Annotated in this window: 12 protein-coding genes; 6 read left to right on the top strand and 6 right to left on the bottom strand. The window is 64.0% G+C overall.

All coding sequences use genetic code 11. The features are described from left to right. Positions 1–32: 32 nt before the first annotated feature. Positions 33–1,253 (bottom strand): DUF6880 family protein, encoded by a 1,221-nt coding sequence (locus EEB19_RS10095; protein ID WP_187585727.1) that lies wholly within the window; start codon positions 1,251–1,253, stop codon positions 33–35. 51 nt (positions 1,254–1,304) lie between these two features. Further along, complete coding sequence (locus tag EEB19_RS10090) at positions 1,305–2,516, bottom strand: Fic family protein (protein ID WP_187585725.1); 1,212 nt, start codon at positions 2,514–2,516, stop codon at positions 1,305–1,307. Between the two features lie 225 nt (positions 2,517–2,741). Between EEB19_RS10090 and EEB19_RS10085 the strand changes: the two genes are divergently transcribed. Next, on the top strand, positions 2,742–3,710 hold the full coding sequence (locus EEB19_RS10085; RefSeq protein WP_187585723.1) for a DUF808 domain-containing protein: 969 nt from the start codon (positions 2,742–2,744) through the stop codon (positions 3,708–3,710). An 11-nt stretch (positions 3,711–3,721) separates the two neighbouring features. Here the strand turns inward: EEB19_RS10085 and EEB19_RS10080 are convergent, their stop codons facing one another. Further along, positions 3,722–3,979, bottom strand: coding sequence for a hypothetical protein (locus EEB19_RS10080; RefSeq protein WP_187585721.1), 258 nt, complete (start codon positions 3,977–3,979; stop codon positions 3,722–3,724). Positions 3,980–4,175: 196 nt separating this feature from the next. On the opposite strand from EEB19_RS10080, the gene EEB19_RS10075 reads away from it, so the two are divergent. Together EEB19_RS10075 and EEB19_RS10070 are read left to right on the top strand one after the other, a co-directional pair. Continuing rightward, positions 4,176–4,793 (top strand): maleylpyruvate isomerase family mycothiol-dependent enzyme, encoded by a 618-nt coding sequence (locus EEB19_RS10075; protein WP_187585720.1) that lies wholly within the window; start codon positions 4,176–4,178, stop codon positions 4,791–4,793. Positions 4,794–4,965: 172 nt separating this feature from the next. Next, entirely contained in the window at positions 4,966–5,838 is an 873-nt protein-coding gene (locus EEB19_RS10070; protein WP_187585718.1) for a hypothetical protein, read from the top strand. 4 nt (positions 5,839–5,842) lie between these two features. On the opposite strand, the gene EEB19_RS10065 is transcribed toward EEB19_RS10070, so the two are convergent. Both EEB19_RS10065 and EEB19_RS10060 read right to left on the bottom strand, forming a co-directional pair. Then, positions 5,843–7,357: a Na+/H+ antiporter NhaC family protein gene (locus EEB19_RS10065; protein ID WP_187585716.1), complete on the bottom strand. Its 1,515-nt coding sequence runs from the start codon at positions 7,355–7,357 to the stop codon at positions 5,843–5,845. Between the two features lie 13 nt (positions 7,358–7,370). Then, complete coding sequence (locus EEB19_RS10060; protein WP_187585714.1) at positions 7,371–8,528, bottom strand: aminotransferase class V-fold PLP-dependent enzyme; 1,158 nt, start codon at positions 8,526–8,528, stop codon at positions 7,371–7,373. 94 nt (positions 8,529–8,622) lie between these two features. On the opposite strand from EEB19_RS10060, the gene EEB19_RS10055 reads away from it, so the two are divergent. Beyond that, the gene (locus EEB19_RS10055) at positions 8,623–9,159 is read left to right on the top strand and encodes an XRE family transcriptional regulator (protein ID WP_187585712.1); all 537 of its coding nucleotides are present in this window, start codon (positions 8,623–8,625) and stop codon (positions 9,157–9,159) included. 854 nt (positions 9,160–10,013) lie between these two features. Here the strand turns inward: EEB19_RS10055 and EEB19_RS10050 are convergent. Next, on the bottom strand, positions 10,014–11,345 hold the full coding sequence (locus EEB19_RS10050; RefSeq protein WP_187585710.1) for a helix-turn-helix domain-containing protein: 1,332 nt from the start codon (positions 11,343–11,345) through the stop codon (positions 10,014–10,016). Positions 11,346–11,828: 483 nt separating this feature from the next. Here EEB19_RS10050 and EEB19_RS10045 point away from each other — a divergent pair, with 483 nt between their 5' ends. Beyond that, the gene (locus tag EEB19_RS10045; RefSeq protein WP_187585708.1) at positions 11,829–12,476 is read left to right on the top strand and encodes a hypothetical protein; all 648 of its coding nucleotides are present in this window, start codon (positions 11,829–11,831) and stop codon (positions 12,474–12,476) included. A gap of 171 nt (positions 12,477–12,647) precedes the next feature. Beyond that, entirely contained in the window at positions 12,648–13,622 is a 975-nt protein-coding gene (locus EEB19_RS10040; RefSeq protein WP_262365556.1) for a hypothetical protein, read from the top strand. Positions 13,623–13,646: the final 24 nt, after the last annotated feature.

Raw genomic sequence — 13,646 nt, 5'->3', positions numbered from 1 at the left:
GGAATGTGTGTAAGCGTGGGCAGAGAGTGGAGTCACGGCAGCCCCGCCTTATCGAACTCCGCCTGCATGCGTGGGCGGTTGCGATGAGCTTGCCGGAGTTCCTCGATCAACGCGTCGACGTCGTCGGCACGCGCGGTCTTCGTGGCCAGCCGCCGCATCCGTTTGAGGTGGCGGGCCGCTGTTCGGTAGTGACCGGCGCCGACGTTCTCCAGCTCGTTCCGAGCCAGCGCTTCCAACGCAGGAAGTACGGCCAGGCGGTCGATCTTCTCGTACTTCTTGACCAGGTCCAGCCATACGTCGGCGTCGGTCATCTCCAGTGAGTGGGCCGAATCCCAGGCGCGCTGAGGGTCGTGAAGTGTGTTGAGGCTGAACAGGACCGCGTCACGCGGGCGCGCACTGAGTGTGTCGGTGACCTCGTCGTGCAGGTCGGCCCAGCTGTCGCCGGCGGTCGCGTGTAGTCGAGACGCCGTGCTCGACGTAGGCCATCGACGAAACACTTCGAGTCGCACTGCGAGGAGTTGTTCTGGCCGATGGGCAGCGACCAACGCGCACCAGGTGTCTGCCGCCGCGAGTGCTTGATGCCTGTGGTTGAGCATCGCGGCTCGCTGCGCCCACTCGATCGCTAGGTCGTATTCGCCGATCTCGGCGAGTGCCTTCGCGGTGTCATCCAGCCAGGCGGGAACCTGTTCGTCCCGCGCATGCGTACGAATGATCGCGGCGACGTCCCGGTCGTATACGGCCAAGCGTTGATCGTTGTGTTGCAGGGTGATTCGGGCGTGACTGTACTGATCGAGAATGTCATCGGACGCCGGACCCAGGTCGTCTCGAATCTCCTCGAGACGCTTCCGATAGCGCGCCATCCCGACGTCGCCCATCGCAGCCGCGTACCGAACCGGGTCGATGGTGTAGAAGCCGCACTCGTTGTGGAACTGGAAGTTGATCATCCAGTCGACGAGCTTCGTCGGTGCGACCCCAGCTGGAGACGACGTTTCTGCGTGCAGCATCAGCAGTTCGCGGATCGCATCACCGATGATGCCGCTGGAATCGTCGGCGCGCATGATGATCTTGAGCGCCGACGCGATGGCCTTCTGGGTCACCGCGAAGACCTCGGCGGGATCGCCCTGGGCTGCGGCTTCCTGAAGAATGCCCACCGCCACCTCCATTTGGGCGCCGTGGGCGTTGGACGCCCGCCAGCTGTGGATGTCGGCGCGCGTTCTGATGAGCGGGAGAACCTCGTCAGCAAGTGCGGTCATGACACCATTCTGTGCAATCGTCTGGCAACGGTCACATGTCGCATGCAGGTTCTACCGACCACGTCGCGCCGCCCTGGTCGCGAACTGATCGAGCGCATCGGTGACCTCAGCGGCGTGCCACATCCGATTCCGAGTGAATCCGGTGAATTCGTTGAGGATTTCGGCGTCGACAAGGGGGTCGATGGCCCTACCCGCATTGTCGGGGGAGATTTCCAGAGCCGCGGCGACCGTCTGCCGATCCACCACAGGTTGTCGTAGCAGTAGGTCCATGAGCCGCTGGGGGCCTGAGCCCCGCCGGGCGCGAACTCGGTCGTTCCACTGCGTGCGGATGTGGCGCAGGTCTGCGAGCAGCGTGCTGCCATTCTCGACGGCGGAAAGGGCTGCGTACGAGAATGTCTCAACGATCTCCGACGGGTCACCCGCCCGGTAAGTATCCAGCGCCGCGAAATACTTCTTCGTGTCGGCGAGCAGCCCGGCCGACACCGGCACGGTGACATTCTGGGTCAGCCCGCTCGCGCGCAGCATGGCCTGAACAAAGGCGCGACCTGTACGACCGTTCCCGTCCGGGAACGGATGAATGGTCTCGAACTGGGCATGCGCAACAGCGGCAAGGACGAGTGGCGGAATGTCGTCACGGCGCGCGAACGCAATGACATCGTCCATCAGACCGGGAACACGCGTCGCTGTGGGCCCGACGAAGTCCGCGTCGTGCGGACCGATGCTGGTGCCGCCGATCCATACCTGATCGTCTCGCCATCTCCCAGCGATCTGCGGATTGGTCGCCTCCAACAGAGCACGGTGCATCGCGAGGACGGCTGGGGCATCCAAGTGGTCTGCCAACTCGAGTGCTGCCTTCATGGCCGCGACATTCCCGACGATCTCCGTGGCGTTGCGCTTCTCGCGGCTCCCCAGCTCGGCAAGTGCTATCTGTTTCGCTCCAGACGACAGATTCTCGATCTGCGACGACGAGGCGGATTCGGACCGCAGGAGGATCGCGGAGAAAGGTGCAAGTTCATCGCCGAGTTCGGCATCGAACCGAGTGATCACCGAGCTTGCTTCGGCGGCAAGGGCTGAGGTCGCAGGAGTGAGGTGCGGGGCCAGGGTGGCGATATGCGGGACAAGCGCTGCCCGGTAGGGGCCTCGATAGCGCTCACGCTGAGCCCGCGTGAGTAGGTCAGCCGGGATTGTCGGCGTCCACTCGATGATCTCGCTTGTCAGCGATGGCCAGCCATCCGCGCTGCCTCCCGGCGCAAGTGAAGGCATGACAACACCATACCCTCACTTATCTAATAAGTGAGGGTATGCGGAGCCTTCGTTTAGCACAGGAAACGCAGAAGCGGCGTTCCGCGGAACGCCAAGCGGATGGTGATCGATGCGGGACGACCCGAGTGCTTTGCACGATCCCTCGACCCTCCACGCACCTCCCGACCCCACCCACCGCAGGGCATACTTGTTTCTGATTCGTGCATCTCTCGTCTGGAGGTTCCTGTGGCCGGTGGCCTCGTCGCTCTGTTGGATGACATCGCGGCCCTGACCAAGGTGGCCGCGGCGTCGATCGACGACATCGGCGCCGCAGCCGGCAAGGCCAGCATCAAGGCAGCCGGCGTGGTCGTCGACGACACCGCGGTGACGCCGCGCTACGTCCACGGCTTCACCCCCGACCGCGAACTGCCGATCGTCCGCAAGATCGCCGTCGGATCGATCCGGAACAAGCTGCTGATCATCCTGCCGGTGGCGATGATCCTCAGTCAGTTCCTCCCGCAGGCCCTGCCGTATCTGCTGATCGCCGGCGGTCTGTTCCTGAGCTATGAAGGTGCCGAGAAGGTGTACGAGGCCCTCGGCGGCGGGCACGGGCACGACCACACCGGCGACGAGCCCGCGGCAGAGAAGGGCCCGGAGTTCGAGAAGTCGATGGTCAACGGCGCCATCCGCACTGACCTCATCCTGTCGGCGGAGATCATGGTGATCTCGCTGTCGTCGGTCGAATCCGAACCGTTCCTCACCCGGTTGCTGGTGCTCATCGTCGTGGCCTTCCTCATCACCGCACTCGTCTACGGGGTGGTGGCCCTGATCGTCAAGATGGACGACGTGGGCCTGGCCCTGGCGCAACGGCAGTCGACGGCGAGCCAACGAATCGGACGCGGCCTGGTCAAGGCGATGCCCAAGATCATGTCCACCCTGACCGTGGTGGGTATCGCCGCGATGTTGTGGGTCGGTGGCCACATCCTGATCGTCAACGTCGGCGAGGCCGGATTCCATTGGCCGGCCGACCGTCTGCACGACATCGAGCACTGGTTTGCGGAACTCTCCCACGGATTCGGCGGCGTCCTGTCGTGGACCGCGGGGACGGTGGTCTCGGCGCTCGTGGGCTTGCTGATCGGTGCGATCATCGTGGCGATCATGCATCTCATCCCGAAGCGCGGTGCGAAGGACACGACAGCCCAGACCGCGAAGTGATTGAGGGGTCCTCACACCCACGCGAGAATGAGTAGGAGCCATCGGCCAGCTCCGCCAGCCGCGCACGCGCCGATGAAGACCGCCAGCGCCATTGGCGCCTTGATATGTCGGGCAAAGGCACCCACCACCCAACCGATGATGAGGGCGGCCACACCGACGGCCAGCCAGCCGTTGATCAGCAGCGTGCCGAACCAGCAGGTCGCGAGGACGGTGAACACGACGACGATCCGCGTCACCGGGTCCTGAGTCGGAGTGGTGTCGGGGATCATCGCGGTGTCCTTCGTCGGTCGCCTCGGCCGATCGTGTGACCGGCACGTGTGTCGCGCGACCTCGCAGAGCAGTGGGGTCGGCGTGACAGTCTGACGTCCTGACCTGTGGTCGATGTTCCCGTCGGATCTCGTTGGTTCGTGTGACGATGGACGTCGACCGGACAGCCGCTCTCGAGATGGAAGCGACGGTGCCACCGTGAACGACGACGACATCTTTGCCGCCATCGCCGACGAGCGCCGACGCCTCGCCGACCTCGCCGAAACCTTCACCGACGACCAATGGACCACTCCGTCGCTGTGCGCCGGCTGGACCTGCCGCGACGTGATCGCCCACCTGCTGGTGCCGCTGGTGGTGTCGATACCGGCATTCGGACTGGCGATGCTGCGAGCAAGTGGCAACTTCGATCGCGCCAATATCGCTACGGCAGCCAAGGTCAGCGCGAAGTATGCGAACCTGCCGAAGGGGTTGCGGGACAAGGCGGACAAGCGGTTCACCCCGCCGGGGCAGGGGCCGCGTGCACCGCTCACCGACGTTATCGTGCACGGCCTCGACATCCGACGACCCCTCGGCATTCCCGCGACCCTTGATCCCGACCGCACCCGTGTGGTCCTCGACTTCCTGATCCGCCCCGAGAGTTCGCGCATCTTCGGAAAGGTTCCGACGACGGTGCGCTGGGTGGCGACAGACCTGGACTGGTCCTCTGGTGATGGACCGGTTGTCGAGGGCTCAGCGGACGCGTTGCTGCTGGCGCTCACCGGTCGTGCGGCCGGGATCGCCGACCTCGACGGCGAGGGAGTTGCGCAGTTGCGGTAGCGGCGCGAGCCCTGGGCCCTGCGCTCGAGTCGTCAAGACTCCCAGCCATGCTTCGGCAGTCGTTTCCTCCTCGGCCTCTGGTGGTCGATCAGGCGTCGACGACCGCCTCCGCCACCAGCGCTGTCGTCGTCCGCGAGCTCAGCAACGCGCTAGATCGTGCTGTACTGGAGAAATGATCAAGCTCCTCGTGATCGTCGTCGTCGCGGCGGCGATCGCGGTTGCGTTGGTCGTGATCGGTTCATGGGTGGCCAACGGTGCCCGATCCTTGGGCGCCGGACTCGGACGCCTGATACGCGGCGGCGACCCAGCCGGCGAGACGAACCCCGAGCTGCCCACGGCTGGCGCAAATGAGGACTCCGCCTCCGAGGACGCCCTCGCCACACTGGCCGACGATCTACGCACGGCCCGCACCCGCCGGTTGGCGCGATGCCGGGAGATCCAGGAACTCGCCGGACCCACCGAGTCGCGGCGATATCTGGACCTCGCCGTCGACAACTGGCCCGGGGCCTCGCCAGACAGGGACCGACTGCGCAACGATTCGATCGGGCAGGTCGCCGTCTCCGCAGGCATGGTCGCCGACCGCGTGACCGACTATCCGGCCTGGAAGCTGGACTTCTTCGATCGGCACGGCGTCCGCGTGGACCTGGCTGCCGAAGTCGTCGCGCTCGCGACGTCGGCGGCCAACGTTCGTGAGCAGGTCACGCTCCTCGGACAGCCACCCACACACCTGCGGACCGACCACGACATCGTCGAGACCTACACCGCCAAAGCTCGGTTGCTGTCGCGGCGGCTCGACGGGCTCGTCGAACGGCTCGAAGCGCTGGCGGAGTACCAGCAGATCGTCGCCGCCATTCAACATCGACTGGACAAGCGGGAGTGGCTCGACCGGGTCAGCGCCATCGACGAGTTCGAGCACGAGGTCGACGCCCAGCGGGACACCACCGAGGCCGACCGGATCCGTACCACCGCCGACGAGTCGGATCTGCTGGCGTCGATCTACCTGGATGCGCTTGCGCCGCTCGCGAAGAGACTCGAGCAGGAGTGAGGCGTCAGCCGCTCGCGCCAACCGTGGTCGTGCTCGGGACCGAGTGGGGTGCCTGAGCATTGGCAGTGTCGACGGCAGGATCTTCGATCTCGACAGGCTCCCGCACGGGCTCCCCATCGGGCCCCTCGAACCGCCGGCCCCACCCGGTGACGATGGAGAACGCCATCACGACGCTCAGCACCAGCGGATAGAACGTGACCGCGAACAGGGCCAGCGCCGACACCTCGTTCGGGCCTTCGGTGAGCATGCTGGCGATCAGCAGGAATGAACTGACCACCGGGACAACCGAACCGAGCCCCAGGACATTGCAGTCCATGACGTTGGCCCGTCGGTACGGATGCAGCCCGACGCGTGAACCGATGCGGTCGACCAGCGGACCGTAGAACATCATGGTGGGTCCGTTGACGCCGGCGAACAGTCCGCCGGACACGATCGCGCCGATGGCGATGGTGGCCTCGGTGCCGCGCGGGGTGGCGGTGAAGCGTGAGGCGGTGACGGCTTCGACGATGGCGTCGAACACCCCGGAGCCCTCCAGGACGCCGATGATGGCGAACACGATGATGCCCAGCCCGATCAACGGCAGCACATCGGTGATGCCGTCGACCAGGAATCCTGCAGCCGCATCGTCTTTCGCGGAGATGATGTCGGCGGGGGTGATCAGACCGAACGCCAAACCGATGACCGTGCCGACGACCAGGCCGACGGTGGTCGCGAGGAACAGGTCCCGCTTCCAGAATGCCACGGCGAGAAGGGCGACCACGGCGACGAGCATGATCAGCGGCTTCGGGCCGACATCGGTGGGTGTGGTCGCGACACCGGAGTCGGAGGTGAGCAGCAGGCCGACAACGACATACAGCACGAGCGCGATGGCGGCGGTGGTCAGCGAGTAGCGGGCGCGGGAGCGGACCACACCGGCGATGTCGGCGACGCCCTCCTTCCGACGGAACCGCTGGGTCGCCGACGACACGACGGTGGAGTCGGAGATCGGCGCGAGGTTGTCACCGAACAGCGCGCCGGAGAGGATGGCCCCGGCGAGCAGCAGCGGATGTGCGCCGAGTGCGGTGCCGGCCGGGAAGATCACCGGGAACGCGGTGAACAGCGTGCCGATCGACGTCCCCGTCGACATCGACATCACGCCGGCGATCGCGAACGCGATGGCCGGGAACAGGCTCGGCGACACGCCGGCTTCCTGTGCGGCCCAGATCAATCCGTTGGCCGCGCCGGATGCGCTCAACAGCATCGAGAAGAGGCTGACCGCCAGCAGGATCATCAGCAACGTGCTCGCCGTCGGCGACGAGAGTCCCCGTAGTGCCGCATCCCAGTAGCTGGAGTACTTCCGCGCGAGCAGCGCCCCGATGAGGAGGCCCACCAGTCCGGAAGCGGTGAGCGCGTTCATGTCGAAGACGTTGAACGCGATGAAGTATGCGATCACGCCGGCCAGGAAGATGACCGGGGCGACAAACGCGACGTACATGCCGCCGCGGAACTCGAGGCGGCCGGGGGTGGCGGTGGTTTCCATGGGGACTCCGATGTCAGGGGCGGCGGTAGGCCGCGAGCGCTGTGATGATGCGGTCGACGTCGTTGTCGGTGTTGTAGTAGTGGAACGAGATTCGCAGTCGCTTCCCGCGTGGCGCGGTGCTGATGCGGTGTTCGGCGAGCAGCCAGGCGGCGAGGGTGTCGGGGTCGTCGTCGACCAGGGCCACCTGCGGTCCGGCGAAGGTGGGGTCCTCCGGCCGGTCGATCTGTTCGCCGAGCGCGCGGAGTTCGGTGGCGGTGCGCTCGGCGAGTCGCTGCACATGTGCCCATCCGGCGTCGGCATCGACGGTGTCGAGGGCATCCAGCCCGCCGAGCGCCGCGTACACCGATGGGACACCCGGGGTGCCGGTCTCGAATTTGGCTGCGGTGCTGGGGGCTTCGATGTTGGCGGGGTCGAAGTTGAACGGATTGCTACGTCCGAACCATCCGGTCAGTGCAGGATTGTCGAGTTCTTCGGGATGGCGGACGTACAGGAAGGCGAGACCGGGCAGTCCGAGCATGTACTTGAGGGTGCCGGTGACGAGGAAGTCGCAGCCCAGCTCGTCGACGGTGAACGGCACGACGCCGCTGCCCTGGTAGGCGTCGACGAACATCGCGGCGCCGGCCGCGTGGGCCGCGTCGGCGATGGCGCGGACCGGTGGGCGGGTGCCGTTGATGTAGGAGACGAGCGGGGCGGAGACGAGTCCGACGGTGTCGTCGATCTGTGCTGTCCCGGCCGATGCGGTCAGCACGTCGTCGGCGGCGATCGAGCGGATCGGTGTGCCATCGGCAGAGGCGCGCCACACGTGGCCCACAGAGGGGAACTCGTGGTCGCTGGTCAGCAGTGCCTTGTTGCCGCGGGCGTGGATGGTCGAGCGCACCTGGTAGGCGGCGATTGACGCGTTCGGTGCAATGGCGACCTGCTCGGGTGCGGCGCCGATCCGGGCGGCGAACCGTGCGCGCAGGTTCTCCACGAGTTCCATCCACCGGCCCCATGGTGCGGGGTCGGCGATGAGGTCGTCCTGCATGTCCTGCAGTCGGCGCTGCAGGTCGACAGACAGGGCGCCTTGGCTGCAGCTGGCGAGGTGCGTGACGTCGTCGAGGTGCGGGAACCGGCCGCGAAACGCGGCAAGCTGCTCGGTCGCCGACGTGGTGGCTTCCTGGACTGTGGTCATGGGGTAATCCTGCGGCACAGTATTAACCCTGTCAATCGGAATATTAATCTGGGTCCACCCGCCGGTTCGCTCGGTCGCCTGCAATGATGCTCGTGTGCTAGGTACGACGATTCGCGAGGTGCGCAAGGCGCGCGGGCTGACGATGGTGCAGCTTGCCGAGCAGGCCGGTGTCTCGCAAGGCCTGATCAGTCAGGTGGAGAACGGGCGGGCCGACCCGAGCCTGGAGACGTTGAGGCGCCTCGCCGAGGCGCTCGGGGTACCGCTGTTCGACCTGTTCCAGGACGGCGCGCCGAGCCCGGTCAACGTGCTGCGTGCCGGCAGTCGGGTCTCGGTCACTACGCCGACCGGGTCGTTGACCTACGAGAAGTTGTCACCGCCGAGCGCGACGCTCGAGGTGCTGCGGGGGCGGCTGGAGCCGAACGATGTGTCGAGCGTGGAGCCGCATGCGCATCCGGCGAGTGAGTGTGTCGTGGTGGAGAGTGGTGCGATGGTGGTCGAGGTTGCGGGGGAGCGGATTGAGCTCGGCACGGGGGACAGCGCGACCTATGATTCGCGGTTACCTCATCGGTATCTGAACGAATCAGGTTCGGTCGCAGTGTTTTTGGTGTTTGCGTCGCCGCCGAGTTTCTAGGCTAGCGTCGACGGCGATGGTGTCCCTCCCGATTACACTTGATTACAGATTGACGTCGATGGCGCGGTACGCGGTATCGCTTGGGCTAGCACGACCTGCGCGCCGCCGCGGTCCAGCGATGGCGGCCTGCGCCTACTCAGATTGCGACTCGCGGCCCTACAGGCTGGCGAACCCGGCGATTCCTCTGAGTGAGCACCAAGTGTTTAGCCCCGATCTCATATGTCATGTCAGGCGAAGTCGTAAATCACGGGCTTGACGCGGGCGAAGTTGACTTGGCACCGGCGCTCCAGTCACTTATTTCGTCAAAGACTTTCAGCTCGAGATCGGCGATCGGAGGCTTCCATTGGGCACCATCGCCGTCCACCACCCCAAAGCACGAGCGGTCAACCCCGACGAAGCACGTGACGCGCTGATCAGTGGCACAGCCGCAGGCTTCAAGCTATGTCTCGCGCCTAAAAACGACCCGCACTTCTACATCTACACTCCGGACAAGCTTAAGAACTCAGGTAAACCGGACGTCGCTTGCTGGTCATTGGCAGGAATCGAACAGCCGGGCGTGAGCACGGACGGCCCCGAGTGGACGCCAGCCGACGATTGCCGGACGTACTAACTAACGCGACCCGCTGACTCGCAACCGTCCCCATGAATCAGTCATCCCTCGTGCGGGAACGATCTCGTGTCCCGAAGCGAGGCGCATTCTTATGGCGCCATCGAAGCTCTGACTTCGATTTCCAGTCGCGCACGTCCGGTCTATCTCTTCTATGCCGAAGGGAGACTCGAAGTGCGGGATGACGCATTGTCCTGAAAATGGCGCGCCTGCGGTTCAATTCGGTCTACGGAGGCGGCGGATCGATTCACGCTCTGCGACTCCGGGCTGCGCTCCAGTGAGCGAGATTGCTTCCCTCCAAGCGGTCTGTACGCGTCGATCGCCGAACGTAGACGCTGTCGTCTCCGCGCTTTGTCTTTCTAATGCTGGTGATCTTGTCGCTTGGCTGCTCGGGGATCTCCACGATCGCGACGTCGCCGGAAGGTGTCTTCACCCAATGGAGCGTGAGCCCCAGCACTTCCCATCGTGGCGATAGGAAGTTGTCGGCGTACTGGACGAGTCGCTGTTCAAAGCCGTCCCTGTCGCCGTTTCGCACTTTGGAAAGATCGGGCTCAAGCCCCAAAACCGTAAGATCGTCAGCCTGCCCGATGATCAGGTGCCCGCCATCAGTGTTGGCGAGTGCCACGATCGATTTCCCGACTTGAAATTGGATGTCGTCGATGGGCGTATCTCCCCGCGAAGGATCAGCCGGTATCAGAAACGAAGACTTGCGCTCAAGTTTCTGCGACTCAGCCTGATCCAGGAGAGCAGAAAGATCAGCAGCAGCTCGACCGGACTGACTGTGTGTCGTTGTCCAACTGGCACTCTCGTGGGTCCAGTCCGTAAGCAGTGCGATCAGGTTGCTGATCCAGCGGGCATTGTCGGGGCAAGCCTCCACAATGAGGTCGTGCGAGACCCATCCGGCGATGAGTACCGCGTGACCTGAGCCGTAGGCGTTGACTGTTGCCCAGGGAGTGACGGGCCCACGGTCGTCGTACTCGTCGAGTGAAAGTACACGCGTCGTCGCGTTTCCCGACGCGGCAATTTGGCCCGCCCCAAGTTGGAGTAGAACGACGGAGTCCCCGAGCAGTGCATCGATCCCCTCAAACGACGGTCGAAGAGACTCAGACACCCACATCTGCTCCGTTGCGAAACGGATGCCGTACTGCTCGCGAGCGTCGACATCGCCTAAGTATCGGACCGCAACGTCTCCATCGGCGAGCATGTCAGGCGCAGATCCAAACAGTTGCGAAGCCTGACGCAAGGGTTCTACCTGCGTCATCACATTGCTGCGGTTGACATCGGCGACAATCAGTTGCCCACCGCCAAACACGAACTCCTCTGCCGCCGAGCGCGGAAACTTCTCGACGGCGGCCATGTCAACCCATCCGCCCTCAACGTATACAACATCCACATCTCGCAAGTCGTCGGATGAGAGGACCCACTCGCTCACGCGGCCGTTTCGAAGGGGCGAATCTGGCGTAACGATCGCACCGCAGACTCGCAAATCGTGCTCCGTCGCCAGGTGCCGCGTCAGTGATCGACCAACGTGGTCAATACCGTTCATATGTAGTTGCGATGCCACGTACACGATCTTCACAAGCACATTTCTACTACGCCGGCGCAACTTCGGGCGTAGCTAGTTGGTGAAACACCAGCCAGAGACTGCCATGCCCACGGCCGGCGTGGCGAGTGCCCGCCACGTCCCCCGCCCGTACCCGGGGAGAGTCCCAAGGAGTGGTGGGGTTTCGGGCTGAAGTGGGACGCTGCTGAACATGTCGCTGACCCTGGTGGAGTGGGCCATTCTTCCCATCGCTACTGGAAAGGCGCCGACGGATCGACAAGCCCCACACGCAAAGTGATAGAGGGCTTCGCGCACGGCGCGTCCACCCCGCGCGTCGACGCATCAGCGATCTTCTCTCAACCCGGCCCTTTCCTGTGGATGGTCACCCCGTCCTCATCGAGAGCGCATGACGAATAGCAAGTCACCCGCCCTGCCAGTTTCAAAACCCCTCAGGATTACCGCGAAAGTGTCACGGGTGATCTGGCGCTTCTTCGGCGTCTGCCAGGTAGTGTCGCCCGCATGATCAAGAGGCTCGGTCGGATGGTTCTGTGCGCGAGCGCGATTGCGCTCGTTGCCGCGTGCTCGACCGAGGAGGCTAGTCCTGTGCCATCCACTCCTGCGGTTATGTTCGCGCCACCGTCCTCGTCAGCGCCAGCATCCTCGGCGCCTGCGGCCGTTCGCCCCGCCACTCCGTTCACCCTGACCTTCGATCCGCGCGCTGCAGGGAGCAGCGTCCAGGTAACTGGTCAGACAGATCTTCCCAACGGCAGCAATCTGTACGTCGGGTTGGCGCGCGTGATCGACGACCCAACACGCGCCGAGCAGGGGCCCGGCTACTTCACGGTCGATTTCACGGAAGTGCGCACGAAGGGCGGCAAGTTCTCGGCAACCGTGACCGACAATCGCAAGAGCAACGCCCGCGCGTTCGTTGACTCTTTCAATGCGGGGGAGCCATCCGAGCGCCATCAGACCTTGACGAACATGGTGCAGGTAGTCGTGTCGTTCACGCCGAAGGAGGGCCAGTCCGCACATGTTGTCCGCGCCGTCGGCGGTGCGAAGGGAGCCGGGCTGCAGTCGAGCCCACAGGCCGAGGAGATCGGCGGGTTGACGTCGAATCCTTACTGGACACTTAGAGCTGATCGCGATCTTCCTCTAGTGATCTCGTAGTTGTCCACGGCTATGAGGGCCACGATGGATGGGTGCGCCCAATCGACTACGTCACCCTCCGCCTGAGGACTTCGAACAGGTTACACTGCTCACGTTGTTCAATCTTCCGAAAGTAAGTGAATCGACTAGGAGGTCGATCGGTTGGGGGACAATATTTTTACGAGTGAGCCGATGCTGACACGAGCACTTGCCGCCGAGATCAGACAGCGGCCAGAAGGCTTCCTTGCGCTGCTGGCGAAACGCAGCGACAGAGTTGAATTGTCCAGTGCAAGTGTCGATCACGTTGAATGTGAAAGCGTCGCGAAGGTTGACGTCCTAGTCAGGCTAGCCGGTGGAGCGACAATCGGAATCGAGGCAAAACTCGACCACGAGCTGACAAGTATCCAGGTCGAGAAGCTGAAGGCGGCTGTGGATGATCTATTTCTGCTGGTCCTCGAACCGATCGACGCGGAAGACTATCTCGATCAAGTTTCCGGTGTTGTGACCTGGACAGAAGCAATTTCCTCCTTTCGGGAATCTCGGATTTGGACAGCGGACATCGAATCACTCCCGCCTCAAAAGGTCGCGGTTGAGCGCGTCTTCCGGAAGCTCACACCTTCACTTCGCGAGGAACTCGGGGCAGGCTGGGACGTTCGCGTTGGGCGAGGTGGTAGCGGTATGTCGGCGATCACCATCTGGAGCCCCCAACTGGCCGACCATCGGCAATTACGAGGACAGATTCAGGTTTCTGGGCGCGCGATGCCAGCGTTCAAAGACGACCTGCAGTTCGAGTTTCACGTCGGGGTTGAGACGCGCGATTCGCTCGCCGACTTCCCAGTAGCCCAAGACACGGACACTGCTCCTGGGTGGGTCCACCATCTCCAGACGCTGCGCGACCGGGTGATTGGCGATGATCTTGGTCGCTACAAGATTCGAGCCACTCCCTGTAGGAACGGCCGCAGTGGGGTTGGTAAGAACAAGTTGGGTCTAGTCGCCAAGTTCCTACCTGAAACGCCGTGGATCGCGCAGGGGTACTTCGACTGGTCGCTCGGCCCGAAGTCGCGGCCAGTCGACTCCGCCAGATTGCCAGACCTAGCGGATTCAGCCGCAACACTCTTTCGGGAGTGGTACTCGGCCTCGACAGCGAGCGTTCCCGATTCGCCGTAATGGGCGCAGCGGCGACATCTGTGT

It is taken from the genome of Gordonia sp. OPL2 (assembly GCF_003797825.1).
In the GTDB taxonomy this organism is placed as follows: Bacteria; Actinomycetota; Actinomycetes; order Mycobacteriales; family Mycobacteriaceae; genus Gordonia.
Note: the sequence above shows the minus strand (reverse complement) of the source record. Positions and strands in the feature narration are given on the sequence as shown.